This window comes from Streptomyces sp. NPDC002643, from assembly GCF_053592555.1.
Window position 1 is genome coordinate 1 of sequence record NZ_JBSFVY010000026.1, and the last position, 15,405, is coordinate 15,405.

Below are 15,405 nucleotides of genomic sequence, written 5' to 3' on the forward strand. Positions count from 1 at the left end.
GGTCACACTGGCGCCGCCGCCATCAACACCGCGCCCGCCTCAGCCACTACCGCCGACGAGGCCACCGACCCCCATAACTGCGGCTGCAGTATTAGGGGCGCGGGGAACTGCGCGAGCAACCACAACGAACTCGCGCTGAACGCACCCACCCCAGCCACCCCCTCGGGGGTCGAAGGGGCGTAGCCCCTGGGGATGGGACGGGTAGGGGCGGCGGGGCGAGGAACTCTTGGTGTCAGCGTCAGGGCTTTGTGAAGACGCCGATGCCGTTCGGTACCGGGCGCTCCTCACCGGCGCTCGGGTGGTTGCGTACGGTCACCGCGTCAGCGCCCGGTGCCCTGGCGACCAGCGTCGACGAGCCGCCGCCGTCCAGGCTCAAGGCGTCCGTCGAGCCCAAGTCGCGCAGGGTGGCGGCCACTTCGGCGATGGTCAGGCCCGTGCGGTAGGCGGCGGAGCCGTCCAGGGCGAGGAGCAGCAGCTTGCGGCCCTCGGCGGCGATGCCCGCCGCAGTGCGCACCGCCGAGGTGCTGTCGTCCAGGCCCGGCAGCGGACGGCCGCCCCGCAGGACCGGGTAGCCGCCGAGGGCGAAGTCGTACGGGGATTCGGTGGCCGAGGCGACCAGGCGGTGGCGTACCGTCACCGAGTCGCCGGTGGAGAGCTTGCGCAGCCACTGGGCGCCCGCCTCACGGCCGACCAGCACGGTCGTACCGGAGGCGATCGCTCCGCTGCCGGGCGCGTCGGCGGTGCTCACCACACGGCCGTCCCTGACCACCACCTCGGTGGTGTCGTCGCCGCACGGCGCCGCCCGGTCGGTGTCGGTGCCGCACACGGACCGCAGCCGGGAGACCGTGCCCCAGTCCGAGGTGAACGCCCCCACCGAACCGACCGGCAGGGCGTACTGGTTGAGGCCCCCGAGCGGCCGGACTCCCCCGACCGTGGTGACGGAACCGTCGAGGGTGATGCTGTCGAGGCGGGCGTGGCCGTCGGCCGTGACACCGAGGACGTCCCTGGTGGTCGTACCGGGCGGCAGGGCCGGGCCGAAGCGTTGTCCATTGGGGACGGCCGCCTTGAGTGCGCGGCCCTGGGCGATCGCCGGGCCGACCGACGCGCCCGTGGCGGTGACCCCGGGATGCTGGGCCTCGCTGATGTTGAAGAAGTCGCCGTTCACCCCGGCGACCGCGCCCGCCGAGGTCGCCAGCCGGGACACGGTCGCGCGCGAGGCCACCTTCCCCGGATACAGCAGGCCGACGCCGACCTGGCGGCTGCTCAGATCGACGCTCAGGACGTGCGCCCGCGTCAGGCCCTTGGAGGCCTCGATGTCGAACCGGGTGTACTCGATACCGGGTGCGATCCTCACGGCCTTCGGCACGGCGCCGGCCGGTGCCGCGCCCGCGAGGGCCGCACCGGCCAGCACACTCCAGGCCGAGAGAACCGTCAGTACCGTTCTGAACCGTGCGCCACGACGAGTCACGGTGCCCCCTGAAGTCTCGTCAACCGTCCCAGGACTCAGGGCGAGTGGACCAGACGAGGACCGGTCGCACGGCGACTACGCCTCGACTACGCGCGAACGGATCAGGAAACGCACTCCTTCGGGTGCTTCCAGTGAGAAACCGCTGCCCCGGCCCGGAACGACGTCCACGATCAGCCGGGTGTGGCTCCACACCTCGTACTGGCTGCGGGACATCCAGAAACCGACGGCCTCGTCGACTCCGTCCACCCGCAACTCCGCGAGCAGGACGTCCGAGTCGCCGGTACGGAGCTCACCGTCCGGGTAGCACATGGGCGCACTGCCGTCACAGCAGCCGCCCGACTGGTGGAACATCAACGGGCCGTGGTCCGCCCGCAGCCGCCGAACCAGATCGGCGGCCGCGGGGGTCAGCTCTACGCGTGGGACCGCATCCATGGCCGCGATTGAACGCCGGGGCAGGTTGCGAGGACGTTGCGTGGGGCCGAGGTGCCACGGCTGCGGGTCCGGATCGGTCCTAACTGTGGGCGCCGCCGTCCTGGCGGTTGGTGTTGCGGCGGCGGAGCAGGAGGAGACCGCCCGCGAGGGCCGCGACGCCGCCCGCGGCGGTCCAGGCCGCGAAGTCGCTCGTACCGGTCGCGGCCAGGTCCTCCCCGCGACCGCCCTGGGCGCTCGCGGAGGCCGACGTGCCGCTCTTGTCCGTACCGGCGCCGCTGCCGCTGCCGCTGCCGGAGCCGTCGCCCGAGCCCGAGTCGGCCGCCGAGCCCGCCGCCTTCGTGGACGGCGACGGAGACGCCTTCGCCTCCTCGGCCGTCGCCTTGTCCCTGGTGAACGCCAGGGTGCCGAAGCCGAGCTGGTCGTAGCCGCCGCTGTTGGGGCCGTAGTCGCCGCCACCGCCCTCGGGGGCCGCCTTGGCGGCGATGCGGGTGAGGTACGAGGCGTCGAGGGCGCGGCGCTTGGTGTAGTGGTTGGCGATCATGGCCCAGATCGGGCGCATCATGTTGGGGTCGACACCGGCCGCCTGGGACGCGGTCTCACGGCCGGACCAGCCGTTGACGGCGCCCTTGGCGCGGGTGTTCTCGGTGTAGGCGACCTGGCCGCCCATGGCCCACTTGGCCACGTACTGGGCGCCCTTGAGGAAGCGGTTGTCGTCGTAGCCGTAGAGGTCGATGCCCTGGTTCCAGGCCATCTCGCAGAAGGTGCCCATCAGGCCGACGCCCAGCAGCGCGTGGCCCTGGTCGCGGCCCGCCTCCAGCCACTCGGCGAGGCCGTCGTCGTGGACGACGGGGATGGCCTTCTTGACGGCGCCGAGGCCCTCGCCGTTCTTGAAGTAGTCGACGGCGCGCGCCACCTGGGCCTTGTCGTCGCAGAAGATGCCGGCGGCCAGCACGCAGGCCATGTTGGCGAGGTCCCAGTTGGGCCAGTAGTTGGTGATCACCGCGCCGTTGTGGCGGACCAGGAAGTCGTCGCTGATCGGCGCGAAGACCTCGCTCAGCATCGTCGTGAAGCGGTCCAGCTCGAACTCGTCGTGGTCGCGGACGAGTTCGGCGGCGTTGGCGAACTGGTAGCCGTACAGGCCCGCAGCGAGGAAGCGGTCGGCGCTGCCCTGGACGCTGGTCAGCGTCCCCGACCAGGCGTTGAGGATGTTCACGGCGGTGTCGGCGTGGGCGGTCTCGCCGGTGACGTGGTAGCGCAGGGCGTTCTGGTACGCGGAGTGGATGTCCTTGTAGAGCTGTCCGTAGTTCTGCGGGGAGCCGCCGCCCCGGTACACCGTGGCGACCGGGCGGGGGGTCCAGGAGCTCTGGGAGTGGGGGTTGGCGGCCAGCTTCGCGAAGCCCGCCTTGTAGGGCTCGGCGCCGGCCTTCACCTTGGCCGCCATACGGGCCAGGTCCGCCTTGGTGTGGAGCAGACCGGGGTGGGCGTAGCCGCCACCCGCCGCCGCGGCCGGTGTCGCCACCGCGCCCGTGCCGACGCCGAGCCCGGCCGCGCCCGCGGCGGTTCCGGCGATCTTCAGCATGCTCCGGCGGCTGATCTGTGCTGTCACGGTGGAGGTCCTTGAGGTCTCGGGTACGGTTCGCGCCCGCCGTCCGCGTCGGCCCGCGCGGGGGAGGGGCTGCGAACAGGAGACGCACCTGCCCCGGCGGCGATAACAAAAACCCGGGGCGGTGCGTCTGTGTGCGAGAAGTACGTGCGCTACCGCGTCAGGCGCCCGGCGTCCAGCCGCCCAGCCAGTCCGCGACCTCCTGGTCGGCGGCCTGGGCGTCGGTCAGCTGCGGGCGGTTGCTGCTCGCGGCGCCGGCGCCGGGGCCGGTGTTCCTGTACTCGGCGAAGCGGTCGTCCTTCCAGGAGAAGCCGCCCATGTCGGACCAGGGCGTGGACTTGATCGCGGCGCTGAGGGTGGAGTTGCGGACCGTGGTCTGCGGGTCGACGGTGGTGTCGCCGCCGGGGTGCCAGTTGCGGCCGAGGAAGAAGCTCGCGTTCGCCACGTCACCGTTGACGGTGGACCGGTTGATCAGGATGCCCTTGCGGTTGCCGGGTGTGCTGGGCGCCGTGATGTACCCGGCGGAGGTGCCGTCCCAGCGCTTCTTCAGGGTGATGATCGACTGGTCGACGACGGCGGTGGCCCGGCCGAAGATGAAGTCGACGTTGCCCGTGATGTACGAGTTGGTGAGGTAGACCCGGCCGAGTGCGTCCTTGGACGCGCTCTCCAGTTCCAGGGTGTCCTGGTCGCCGTTGACGATGAGGCTGTCGAGGACGATCCGGTCGGCCTGGGTCAGCAGCGCGACCGCCTGGTGGCCGGAGAGGTTCTGGTTGGCGCCCTCGTCGAAGTCGTTGGTGACGGTGAGGTTGCGGACCTGGGAGTCGTCGGACTGGATGGACATCGTCGCGCTGCCCGGGGTGCCGTAGGTGCCCGAGCCGTCCGGCTTCTGCATCCCGGCGGCGTTGCCGTACACGATGGTGGTGTCCTTGCGGCTGCCGCCGGAGCCCTGGATGGTGACGTGCGGCTTGTTCGAGGGGACCTTGACGACCTCGCGGTACGTGCCCGGCTTGACCGAGATCACCACGCGCGAGGGGTTGTTCGCGGGCACCGCGTCGACGGCCTTCTGCACGCTGGTGAACTGCCCGCTGCCGTCCTTGGCGACGGTGAGCGTGGTGGCCGCGGCGGCGGTGGTCGTGGCCGTCGTACCGATCGAACTACGCGGTCCCGCACCGGACTTGAGGAGGGCGGGCACGTCGGCAGCCTTGTCGAGGGTGTAGGCGTAGTACGTCTTCGGGTCGAAGGCCGTGCCGCCGCTCTCGTTGCGGCCGGAGGTGCCGGAGAAGACGTTGCCGCGCTGCACCAGAGCGGCCGTCGCGTCCTTGGTGACGGGGTTGTTCATGCCCTGGAAGTAGCTGTTCTCCAGGACCATCCTGGTGTTGCCGCGCGCGTAGTTGCCGTACGAGGACGTGATGTCCGTGCCGGCCACGTCCTCCAGGAAGTTGTTGTAGAGGTGCGCGTGGGCGACGTTGTCGGTGGACGGGTTGCGCTGCTCGGTCTCGCGGAACCAGTTGTGGTGGATCGTCAGGTCCGCGGTGGTGTTCTCGGTCCAGCCGATGCCGAAGGTCTTGTTGTTCTGGCTCAGCTTGTTCCAGGAGACCGTGACGTAGGTGGTGTCCTTGCGGCTGTCGATGAGGCCGTCCGCCATGTGCCGCAGATCGTTGTGGTCGATCCAGACGTGGTGGGCGCCGTCCATCTGGACGGCGTCGAAGTCGTGGTCCTTGTCGTTCCAGGTGCCCTGGTAGGAGTCCCGGATCGTCAGATTGCGGATGATGACGTTGTGGACGCCGGAGCCGAGGAAGAAGCCGCCGCCGACGATGTGCCCGGAGGTGCCGGAGCCCACGATCGTCTTGTCGGAGGCGACCTTGATCTCCTTGCCCACCGGGTTCATGTTGATGGTCGCGGCCACGACGATGACGTAGGGCTCGGCGGCGGTCGCGTACTTCTCCAGGTCGGCGAGGGTCTTCACGGTGACCGTCCTGCCGTCCCGGCCGCCGTAGGTCCCGTTCTGACCGAGGGCGTTGACCGAGGCGAAGCCGTCGGCGGTGTCGGCGGCCCAGGCGGAGGTCGCCGCCGAGGCCACGGGCTGGGCGTCCTCGCCGAACACTCCGAAGACCGTGCCGTAGGCCATGGCGCCGGCGGCGGCCAGGGCCAGGGGTGCGCCGACGACCAGGGCTGTCTTCCTTCTGCGGTGGCGGGCCTTGCTGCGGTTGTCGCTCACGCGTCGCATCCGTTCCATGGGGAGGGGGGTGTCAGCCGGGCAGTCGCCGCGGGGAGCGAAGAGGTTGCCGCTCTCTTCCGCGAATTTCCGCCAGGGGTGGGGGTTTTGGGACGGGGCCGGGAGGATGGCCGGGAATCGCCCCTAGCCGACGGTGCGCGGCCCGTGGTGCGGGGTCGGTCGGCGTCCGGTGATTTCACGCCGCCATGGGTGACACGTGCGCGCTGAACAGCGCTGCGTAGTCACAGCAACACATCGATTCTGTTGCTCACTTGACTACCGGGTGTCACACACGATTGGCTCCGCACAGCGAAAGTCAGCCAGTCGTCGCACGTCATCGCGGTGATCGTGGGGCTTCGCCCTCCTCTTCCGTTCCGTCCCGGTCGCACAGCGAGGTGCCTCACCCCCATGAATCCGCCCCCCGCGCCCCACTCCTTCTCCAGAGTCCTCCGTGCCGCGGCCCTCGTCGCCGCCGTCTGTCTGACGGTCGCCGGCTGCTCCGCCCTCGGTGGGTCGGACTCCGACGCGGACGGCGGGGCGGACGGCGGTATGAAGGTGGCCCTCATATCCCACGGTGCCGAGGGGGACGCCTTCTGGGACCGGGTGCGCAAGGGCGCGGAGGACGCCGCGGCCAAGGACGGCATCGAGCTGACGTACGCCAGCGATCCCGACGCCGCCGGACAGGCGCAGCTGGTGCGGGACGCCATCGCCGACAAGGTCGACGGCATCGCGGTGACCCTGGCCAAGCCGGGGGCCATGCGCGACGCGATCGCCGAGGCCCGCGGGGCCGGTATCGCCGTGGTGGGCCTCAACTCCGGTATCGACGCCTGGGAGGCGCAGGGCCTGCTCGGCTTCTTCGGCCAGGACGAGTCCGTCGCCGGCCGGGCGCTCGGCGACCAACTGGACACCCTCAAGGCCCAGCACGCGCTGTGCGTCATCCACGAGCGCGGCAACGTCGCCATCGAGGCCCGCTGCGCCGGAGTGCGCAACACCTTCGGCGGGCAGACCGAGACCCTCTACGTCGAGGGCACCGACATGGACGCGGTGACGGCCGCGATCGCCGCGAAACTCCGTCAGGACCGCAGCATCGACGAGGTCGTCACCATGGGCGCCCAGTTCGCGCTCGCCGCCGTGGACTCCGTCGACGATTCCGGCAGCAAGGCGAAGGTGGCCACCTTCGACCTCAACGACGATCTGGTGAAGGCCGTCCAGAAGGGCGATGTGCAGTTCGCCGTCGACCAGCAGCCGTATCTCCAGGGCTATCTCGCGGTCGACGGGCTCTGGCTCCATGAGGCCAACGGCAACATCAGCGGCGGCGGGGTCGAGCCCGTGCTCACCGGTCCCGCGTTCGTCACCAAGAAGAACATCGCCGGGATCGCGGAGTTCGCGGCGAACGGTACCCGTTGACGCGCGTGAACGGACAAGTGGAACCTCCCATTCGGGCACAGGGCCGTCACAGAAACCAAACAACCGGAATGATCATGTAACGGCGACGCCAAGCTTTCGGGCTCCCCCCGCACGTGCGTTCACTTGTGCGGATAACATCCTGCGCATCCCCTGTGCGCCGTACCGGACAGGCGACCACCCACCACCCCGCGGTCCCTGTACCCCCCGACCCTGAACCGCCACCCCTCCCGCTCACCGCCCAAGGACGACGATGCCCTCACGGACCGGCGCCCGGCGCCGTCTCGGCTCCATACGTCTCTCGCTGATCCTGCTGGCTCTGATCCCCAGCGTCACGCTCACCGCGAGCTGGGCCGTGACGACGACCCAGATGTTCTCCGAGGGACTGCGGCTGCGCTCACAGACCGGACTGAGCAGGTCCACCGGCGCCATGGGAACCGACGCGACCCTCGCCCTCCAACGCGAACGCGCCCTGTCCGCCGCCTACATGGCGAACCCCAACAGCGTCGTCGGGACCGCCCTCGACGAACAGCGCGGGATCACGGACCGCACCGTCGCCAAGCTGGCCGCCAAGGCCGACGAGATCAACGGCGCCCCCGACCGCATCGGCGACCGGCTCTACTCCGTCATGGCCGGAACCGGCAGCCTTGAGTACTACCGCGACCAGGTCGACAACCCCACCGACATCACCCCCGAGCAGGCCCTCGACCAGTACTCGGCGATCATCGACGTCCAGATCCACGCCTTCCAGGAACTCTCCCAGGTCGACGACGGAGACCTCACCTCCCAGGCAGGCCCCCTCGTCACCCTCGAACAGGCCGCCGAGCTGGTCTCCCAGGAGGACGCCCTCCTCACCCTCAACTGGCCCTCCGGACAACTCGACGAGGCCGGCCGCAACCGCTTCGCCCAGGTCGTCAACGCCCGCCGCTGGCTCGTCGACAACCAGCTCGTCCCCTCCCTGGAGGGCGAGGTGAAGACCCAGGTCGAGCGGATCGTCCAGGACAAGGACTGGCAGGCCCTGCAGAAGGTGGAGGACCAGGTCCTCTCCGCCCCCACCAAGGGCACCGGCATGTCCCGCCGGACCCAACTGCCGGACTCCCAGGCCCGCTGGGACGAGGCCATGACCACCCTGTCCGCCCAGTACGAGCAGCTGATCCGCGCCCAGACCCGCGCCCTTCTCGACCGCAGCGGCGAGGAGGCACGCGGCCTGCTGATCACCGCCGGCTCGCTCAGCGCCGGCGGATTCGCCGCCCTGCTGCTGTGCGTCCTGATGTCCTGGCGCATCACCCGCTCCCTGTCCCGCCGGCTCACCGGTCTGCGCGGCGCCACCCTCAGCCTCGCCCAGGAACGGCTGCCCGACGTCGTGGCCCGCCTGGAACGCGGCGAGAAGGTCGACGTGGACGCCGCCGCGGCCCCCCTGGACTACGGCACCGACGAACTCGGCCAGGTGGCACGTGCCTTCAACATCGCCCAGCGCACCGCCGTGCACACCGCCGTCGAACTCGCCGACACCCGGCGCGGCTTCCAGCGCGTCATCCTCGGCATCGCCCGCCAGAGCCAGAACCTCGTCAACCTCCAGCTGACCAAACTCGACAAGCTGGAGCGCCGGCACCAGGACCCCGAGATCCTCAAGGGCCTCTACGAACTGGACTCCACCGCCAGCCAGCTGCGCCGCTACGAGGAGAACCTGGTCATCATCAGCGGCGAACGCCCCGGCCGCACCTGGACCGAACCCGTCGCCCTCATCGACATCCTGCGCAGCGCCGTCGGCGAGGTCGCCGAGTACCAGCGCGTCGAGGTGCACGCCGACGACGAGGTGTGGATCGCCCCGCCCGCCGTGGCCGACGTGATCCACCTCCTCGCCGAACTCATCGACAACGCCACCTCCTACTCGCCCGCCCCCAGCCCCGTCGGCGTCCGCGCCGCGATCGTCGCCAAGGGCCTCGCCATCGAGGTCGAGGACCGCGGACTCGGCATGTCCGAGGAGGACTACGCCGCGTTCAACGCCCAACTGGCGGTGCCCCCGCAGTTCGACGTGGTCGCCCTCGCCGACGACCTCCGCCTCGGCATGTTCGTCGTCGCCCGCCTCGCCACCCGCCACGGCATCGGCGTCACCCTGCGCGCCTCGCCCTACGGCGGCACCACCGCGATCGTGCTGATCCCGCACGACATCGTCGTACGCGAGGCCCCCGACCCCGCCGACGACGGCACCGACGCCACGGAACAGCCCGTACGCACCTCCCTGGTGGCCGCCCGTGTCACCGCCGCCGAGACCGTACGGACCGACCGCGCCGACGACCGGGAGACGGCAGAACGCGGCCGGGACGGCCGGGCCGACCGGCACCGGGACGACACCCTCGCTCCCGAACCCCCCGCCCCCGCCGAAACCGGCGCCCGACCCGCCCGCAAGCCCCCGACCAAGGCCAAGGGAGGCCGGATGCCACTGCCGCGCCGGGTGCCGCAGACCAGCCTCGCCGCCGAGCTGAAGGACGAGACGTCACCCGGGCCGAACGGCACGGACGGCGACCCGGACGACGACTTCACCGCCGAACGCGCGGCCTCCTCGCTCGCCGGATTCCAGCGCGGAACGCTCCAGGCACGTGACGACGACGCCGAAGTCGAGTACGCAACCGGTGAGGAATCCGCATCCGAAGACACAGGAGACCGGGTCCCCGCCTCCGGCACCTGACGTCCCCCGACTCCCCTCCCGCAGACCGCTCATGAAGGACACACAGATGACACGCCCCATCCCCGCCACCCACAGCCAGCTCGACCAGCTGCTCACCGGACTGGTGGACCGGGTCGCCGAGGTCGACCACGCCGTCGTGCTCTCCGAGGACGGACTGGTCGTCAGCAAGTCCACCGCGTTCCTCCGCGACGACGCCGAACGGCTCGCGGCCACCGCGTCCGGCCTGATGAGCCTCAGCAAGGGCGTCAGCATGGACTTCCGCGGTGGCCCCGTACGCCAGCTGCTCATCGAGATGGGCAACGCCTTCCTGATCCTCACCAACGCCGGCCCCGGCGCCAACCTCGCCGTCCTCACCCGGCAGGGCGCGGACGTCGGCGTGGTGGCGTACCAGATGAACATGCTGGTGAAGAAGATCGGCGAACACCTCAGCGCGGCCCCCCGCGCCGGCGTCGCCGCCCTGGCCGACAGCGGCGAGTGAGGTGAACGGAGGCGACGAGGCGGGCCGGCTGGTTCGCCCGTTCACCCTGACCGGCGGCCGGACCAGACCGAGCCGCGGTGACTTCACCCTCATCACCACGGTCACCGCGGTCGACCCGCAGCCCACCGGCGGCGCCCGCCCGCAGCCCGAGCATCTGCGCATCCTCAGGCTGTGCGCCAAGCCGATCGTGGTCGCGGAGCTGGCCACCGGGCTGGACCTCCCGGTGAGCGTGGTCGCCATCATGCTCTGCGATCTGCTGGAGGCGGGCCGGATCACCGTCCGCCAGCCCCGCCTCATCTCCCGCACCCCCGACCTGGACCTGCTGAAGAAAGTGAGGGACGGCCTTGGCCGGCTCTGACCCCATCGCCCAGGGGACCTCGGCGCCCGACGCGGTGAAGATACTCATCGCCGGCGGATTCGGCGTCGGCAAGACGACCATGGTCGGGTCGGTCAGCGAGATCGTCCCGCTGCGCACCGAGGAACCCCTCACCACCGCCGGACTCGGCGTCGACGACCTGGACGGCATCCCCGACAAGAAGGCCACCACGGTGGCCCTGGACTTCGGCCGTATCACCATCGGCGACGACCTGGTCCTCTACCTCTTCGGTACGCCCGGCCAGCAGCGCTTCTGGTTCATGTGGAACGACCTCGCGATCGGCGCCCTCGGTGCCGTCGTCCTCGTCGACGTCCGCAGGCCCGAGTCCAGCTTCGCCGCGATCGACTTCTTCGAACGCCGCAAGATCCCCTTCGTCATCGGCGTCAACGGCTTCTACGGCGAACACCCCTACGACCCGGACGAGATCCGCGACGCCCTCACCCTCCCCGAGGGCACTCCCGTCCTCCTCTTCGACGCCCGGGAACGCACCTCGTGCAGGGACGTCCTGATCGCCCTGCTGGACAACCTGATCGCCGCCTCGGCCCGCTGAGCCCCGCTGAGCCCGCTCAGGGACGGACCTCGTCCCGTACGAGAGAGGCCACATGGTCGGTGATCGTGTCGAGGATGTCCGACCAGGCCGAGTCATCGCCCAGGACCAGGAAGTTGAGGGTGAGACCGTCGGTCATGGCCGCCAGATAGCGCGCCAGCACCGGTACGGGGACCGTCAGTTCGAACTCCATCGACCGCCGCAGCTGTTCGATCAGCTCGGCGTAGGTGTCGCGGTACATCTCGTACTGGCGGCGGGCCAGATGCTCGAAACCGGGCTCGCGCAGGGCGTACTGGGTGAGTTCATAGGTGAGCATGTGCTCGCCCGGATGGGCCGCCACATGGTCCCAGTACGCCTGGAAGCCCGCGCCGATGGTCTCCCTGAGCGTCTCCCTCGGCCGGATCGCCTCGCGGACCAGCGCGATGTAATGGCCGGTGATCGTCGTGATGACGGATTCCAGCAACTCCTGCTTGGAGTCGAAGCAGTAGTGGAAGACGCTCAGGGACACGCCCGCCTCGGCCGCGATGGACCGGGTCGTCGTCCTGGGGACGCCGTCCCGGGTCATCGCGCGGATCGCGGCCTCGGTCAGCTGTCTGCGCCGCTCGGCCGACGGCAGGCGTGCCATGCCGGTGTCCTTCCCCCGTTGTCCAGGTCAGCCGCTGTACACGCCGACCTCGTACAGGGAATAGCCCCAGTCCGTACCCCGGTCCACCCCCTGCATACGAACATATCGCGCGGTCACGGCGGAGAAACTCGCCGTGTCCAGACCGCCGTCGCCCGAGGTGGTGGACCAGACCGTCCGCCAGGCCGAGCCGTCCGTGGAGACATCGATCCGGTACGACCTGCCGTAGGCCCGCTCCCAGTCGAGCGTGACCTTCTTGATCGCGCGGGAGGAGCCCAGGTCGACCTGCCAGTACTGGGAGTCGCTCCAGTCGCTCGCCCAGCGGGAGTCGTCGTCGCCGTCCACGGCCCGGCCCGGCGAAAAGCTGGTGACCGGGTTGGACTCCGACGAACTGGCCGTCGCCGTACGCCCGCTCGCGAGGTTCACCCCCGCCTGATGGGCCTCGGAGGCGCCCCAGGTGTCGAGATAGGACTCGGCGCCCCGGAACAGATCGTCCACGACGCCCTGCCCGTTGACGTTACGGATGTCCTCGATCCAGTCCGGGACCATGCCGACATGGGCGGCGCCGTCGGTGTTGTAGTCGAAGACGCGCTCACCGGTGGTCTGCTTCGAGATCGTGGAACCGCCGTCGACGCTTGTGAAGGGGTACGTCACCGGGTTCGACGCGTCGGTGCCGCGCGGGTGGGGGTGGTCACCGATGCCGTTGAAGTCGGTGCCGTAGCCGTAGCCCACGCCGTACTCGTCCCGCAGCGCCTCGGTGCGCTCGGCCTCCTCGCCGAACTCCTCGGAGCCGTGCATGTACTGGGCGATGAAACCGCCGAGGGAGTAGACCCGCTCGGTCCAGTCCAGGTCCATCCAGCTGTGCGAGGAGAGGACGCCCGGGTAGCCCGCGGCCTCGAACATGTCGAGCGCCTGACCGGTCGCCTTGACGCTCATATGGTCGATCTCCAGCATCATCTTGCGCTTCATCAGGCCCTCGACCGCGTACTCGCCGAGTTCGGTGAGCCCGCGCACATTGCACTGCGCGTCCTCGTCGTACTCCGGGACCTCGGTGCCGTCCGGCAGGTCCTCCTCGGCCTCGGACGCGGCCGTGCCGATGGGGTTGTCGTGCATCGCGCCCGTGCACTTCTCGGTCTGCCAGAAGGTGCCCGTCGACAGGAACTGGCCGACGTTGATGGCGGTTCCGAGCCCGCCCTCGTCGAAGCGGACACCGCACAGCGCGTTGTCGAACTTGTGGCACAGGAACATGCTGCGCACACCCAGGTCGTACAGCTCGTCGAGACCCGCGTCGATGTCCTCCTTGTCGCACTGCGCGATGTCGAGGATCTGCTTGCAGCCGAACGGCTCGGAGGTCTCCACACCCAGGATCACCGCCAGCTTGCCCTGCTCGATGACCTCACGGGCCTGCTCGCTGTCGGTGACGATCCGGAACCAGCCCTTGCCGGTGCCGCCGTACATCGCGTCGATGTAGTCCTGCAGGTCGTACGTCAGCTTCGCCTGCAGACGGATCGACGTCATCTCGTCACAACTGCGGTCCTTGAACGGGTAGATGGAGCAGATCATCCCGTTGGTCACCAGGTCGTTGACCAGCACGCGCTGCCCGCCGCGCCAGGCGCGCTCGATCCAGGCGTAGTAGTTGGCCTGGTGCGTCATCGAGTCGTACGCCGGCCAGTCCGCGAACGTCGGCCAGCCGACCGGGTCGTGCTTGCCGTCGCCGCCGTGGGTGATGTAGTCGAAGATCGCGAGCGTGCCGTCCGGGTAGTGCTCGGGACAGTCCCGCAGCGCGTCGGCGATGCCGGACGTCGAGAAGACCTTGCCGCAGATCAGCCGGCCGCCGAACGCCTCGCCCGAGAACAGGTGGTTGTGCGCGTCGATGAAACCGCGCACCTCGCCCGCCGCGTTCGTCCCCTTGAACGGCTCACCCGTGACATTGATCTGGGCGTCGGGGGAGGGGCGCGAGGTCGGCGTCCACCAGTCGGTGGCGGCGGCCGAAGTCGACGCGGGGGTCAGCAACATGCCCATCGCCGTGAGGAACAGCGTCAGAACCAACAGGGGTCTGCGTCTGCCGAACGCGCGTCGAGTCCTCGTCATCACTCACATCCTTGGTCGAGGGGATGGCCCAGTCGATGAGCGAGCCTGACCCTCCGAGCCCGTGAGCGACCACGACGCTTTAGCTCGTTGTCATGGCTGGCACAAGCGATGTGACGAGAATCGCTTTCCCGGGAACACGAGTCAATAGTCCGGGACAGATGACCTGATGAAGCCGAGGAGTGAGGGAGAAGGTGAGAGTTCGTCAGAGATGTGTGAACCAGGCGGGGTTGACGGGGGCGCTGGCGTCGCATGTGGTGCACCGGTGCGGTGGCCGCGACCGCGGCGCGCGGTACGGCCGCCGCACCGTCACCGCACTGTGCGTACCGACTGCCGGATCACCAACTGGGTGCTCAGCACCACATGGTCGTCGCCGCCCATGCGTTCCTCGCGCTCCAGGGCCAGCCGGACCGCCGTGCGGCCCAGATCCTCGTACGGCACCCGGACCGTGGTCAGCGCGGGGGAGAGGTCGGCGGCGAACGGTACGTCGTCGAAGCCGACCAGCGAGACATCGCCGGGGACGTCGAGACCGGCCTCGCGCAGCGCGGCCAGCGCGCCCGTCGCCACCATGTCGGTGCCCGCGAACACCGCCGTGAACTCCAGCCCCGCCGCCAGCGCCTCCCGCGTGCGCTGATACCCCGAGACCCGGGTGTACGGGCCCGGCACGTCCAACTCCTCCACGTACTCAACGCCGTGCGCCCGCAGCGCGTGCCGGAAGCCGTCCCGGCGCTGCTCGCTCGTGCTGAGTTCGTTGACCCCGCCCAGGAAGAGGACGCGGCGGTGTCCCGCGGTGAGGAGGTGGTCGGTGGCCTGGAAGGCGCCGCCGCGGTTGTCGTAGCCGACGACGGTGACCGGGAGGTCGCCGGGCAGCGGCGGGCGGCCCACGAGCACCAGCCGGGAGCCCGCCGCGTCCAGCGCCGTCGCGTACTCGGCCATCCGGCGCTGATAGCTCTCGTCCTGCACGGCGCCACCGACCAGGACGACCGCCGCCGCGTGCTGCTCGCGCATCAACTGCACCAGATCGTCCTCACGGGACGAGTCGTCGTGCGTGGCGCAGACCAGGCTCAGCCGGCCCCGGTCGGCCGCCTCCTGCTCCACCCCCGCCGCGACATGCGCCAGCGAGGGCCCGGTGATGTCCTTGATGACCAGCGCGACCGGGCCCGCGACCCGGCCGGAGAGCGCCTTGGCGTGCACGTTCACCACGTAGTGCAGCGACTCGACCGCCGCCATCACCCGGGCCCTGGTCTCCGTGGACACCGGGTAGTTTCCGGCCAGTGTGCGGGAAACGGTTGCTACGGAGACCCCGGCCTTCGCGGCGACATCACGAATCGTGCTGGGGCGCTCGCCACCCGCGGAGCTGCTCCGTCGACGTCTGGTCCCGCCGGATTCGGCCTTCTTTCGGCGACCGTTTTCATTTGCCGTCACGGATTCGACGTTACTGCATCCGAGGCCTGTTGCGCTGGTGGAGGGGGCAAATGGTGTC

General features: G+C 70.0%; 12 protein-coding genes. 5 read left to right on the forward strand and 7 right to left on the reverse strand.

Features of this window, described 5'->3' with window-relative positions; all coding sequences use genetic code 11:
• Window positions 1–238: 238 nt before the first annotated feature.
• The 4 genes from ACWD4G_RS32490 to ACWD4G_RS32505 form a co-directional block, all read right to left on the reverse strand.
• Window positions 239–1,468, reverse strand: coding sequence for a phosphodiester glycosidase family protein (locus ACWD4G_RS32490; protein ID WP_451299804.1), 1,230 nt, complete (start codon window positions 1,466–1,468; stop codon window positions 239–241).
• Between the two features lie 75 nt (window positions 1,469–1,543).
• Window positions 1,544–1,900 (reverse strand): DUF779 domain-containing protein, encoded by a 357-nt coding sequence (locus ACWD4G_RS32495; protein ID WP_451299806.1) that lies wholly within the window; start codon window positions 1,898–1,900, stop codon window positions 1,544–1,546.
• Window positions 1,901–1,979: 79 nt separating this feature from the next.
• Window positions 1,980–3,479 carry an alginate lyase family protein gene (locus tag ACWD4G_RS32500; RefSeq protein ID WP_451299999.1) on the reverse strand — a complete coding sequence of 500 codons (1,500 nt, stop codon included), beginning with the start codon at window positions 3,477–3,479 and terminating at the stop codon, window positions 1,980–1,982.
• A gap of 184 nt (window positions 3,480–3,663) precedes the next feature.
• Window positions 3,664–5,730, reverse strand: a complete 2,067-nt coding sequence (locus ACWD4G_RS32505; protein WP_451299808.1) for a pectinesterase family protein — start codon at window positions 5,728–5,730, stop codon at window positions 3,664–3,666.
• A 396-nt stretch (window positions 5,731–6,126) separates the two neighbouring features.
• Here ACWD4G_RS32505 and ACWD4G_RS32510 point away from each other — a divergent pair, with 396 nt between their 5' ends.
• The 5 genes from ACWD4G_RS32510 (at window position 6,127) to ACWD4G_RS32530 (ending at window position 11,215) form a co-directional block, all read left to right on the forward strand.
• A complete protein-coding gene (locus ACWD4G_RS32510; protein ID WP_451299810.1) occupies window positions 6,127–7,125 on the forward strand; it encodes a substrate-binding domain-containing protein in 999 nt (332 codons plus the stop codon).
• Window positions 7,126–7,375: 250 nt separating this feature from the next.
• On the forward strand, window positions 7,376–9,811 hold the full coding sequence (locus ACWD4G_RS32515) for a nitrate- and nitrite sensing domain-containing protein (protein WP_451299812.1): 2,436 nt from the start codon (window positions 7,376–7,378) through the stop codon (window positions 9,809–9,811).
• Window positions 9,812–9,857: 46 nt separating this feature from the next.
• On the forward strand, window positions 9,858–10,289 hold the full coding sequence (locus ACWD4G_RS32520; protein ID WP_451299814.1) for a roadblock/LC7 domain-containing protein: 432 nt from the start codon (window positions 9,858–9,860) through the stop codon (window positions 10,287–10,289).
• Window position 10,290: 1 nt separating this feature from the next.
• Window positions 10,291–10,647: a DUF742 domain-containing protein gene (locus ACWD4G_RS32525; RefSeq protein WP_451299816.1), complete on the forward strand. Its 357-nt coding sequence runs from the start codon at window positions 10,291–10,293 to the stop codon at window positions 10,645–10,647.
• Window positions 10,634–11,215 carry a GTP-binding protein gene (locus tag ACWD4G_RS32530; RefSeq protein ID WP_451299818.1) on the forward strand — a complete coding sequence of 194 codons (582 nt, stop codon included), beginning with the start codon at window positions 10,634–10,636 and terminating at the stop codon, window positions 11,213–11,215. Before ACWD4G_RS32525 ends, ACWD4G_RS32530 begins: the two co-directional genes overlap by 14 nt.
• Window positions 11,216–11,231: 16 nt before the next feature.
• Here ACWD4G_RS32530 and ACWD4G_RS32535 read toward each other — a convergent pair whose 3' ends face one another.
• The 3 genes from ACWD4G_RS32535 to ACWD4G_RS32545 form a co-directional block, all read right to left on the reverse strand.
• Window positions 11,232–11,837, reverse strand: a complete 606-nt coding sequence (locus ACWD4G_RS32535; RefSeq protein ID WP_451299820.1) for a TetR/AcrR family transcriptional regulator — start codon at window positions 11,835–11,837, stop codon at window positions 11,232–11,234.
• Between the two features lie 27 nt (window positions 11,838–11,864).
• The gene (locus ACWD4G_RS32540) at window positions 11,865–13,925 is read right to left on the reverse strand and encodes a galactose-binding domain-containing protein (protein ID WP_451299822.1); all 2,061 of its coding nucleotides are present in this window, start codon (window positions 13,923–13,925) and stop codon (window positions 11,865–11,867) included.
• Between the two features lie 306 nt (window positions 13,926–14,231).
• Window positions 14,232–15,347 carry a LacI family DNA-binding transcriptional regulator gene (locus ACWD4G_RS32545; protein WP_451299824.1) on the reverse strand — a complete coding sequence of 372 codons (1,116 nt, stop codon included), beginning with the start codon at window positions 15,345–15,347 and terminating at the stop codon, window positions 14,232–14,234.
• Window positions 15,348–15,405 lie beyond the last annotated feature (58 nt).

Excerpts from the sequence above, each read along its gene's own strand:
- ACWD4G_RS32515 (WP_451299812.1), top strand. The coding sequence starts at position 7,376 with ATGCCCTCACGGACCGGCGCCCGGCGCCGTCTCGGCTCCATACGTCTC.
- ACWD4G_RS32540 (WP_451299822.1), bottom strand. The coding sequence starts at position 13,925 with ATGACGAGGACTCGACGCGCGTTCGGCAGACGCAGACCCCTGTTGGTT.
- ACWD4G_RS32510 (WP_451299810.1), top strand. The coding sequence starts at position 6,127 with ATGAATCCGCCCCCCGCGCCCCACTCCTTCTCCAGAGTCCTCCGTGCC.
- ACWD4G_RS32520 (WP_451299814.1), top strand. The coding sequence starts at position 9,858 with ATGACACGCCCCATCCCCGCCACCCACAGCCAGCTCGACCAGCTGCTC.
- ACWD4G_RS32495 (WP_451299806.1), bottom strand. The coding sequence starts at position 1,900 with ATGGATGCGGTCCCACGCGTAGAGCTGACCCCCGCGGCCGCCGATCTG.
- ACWD4G_RS32505 (WP_451299808.1), bottom strand. The coding sequence starts at position 5,730 with ATGCGACGCGTGAGCGACAACCGCAGCAAGGCCCGCCACCGCAGAAGG.
- ACWD4G_RS32500 (WP_451299999.1), bottom strand. The coding sequence starts at position 3,479 with ATGCTGAAGATCGCCGGAACCGCCGCGGGCGCGGCCGGGCTCGGCGTC.
- ACWD4G_RS32535 (WP_451299820.1), bottom strand. The coding sequence starts at position 11,837 with ATGGCACGCCTGCCGTCGGCCGAGCGGCGCAGACAGCTGACCGAGGCC.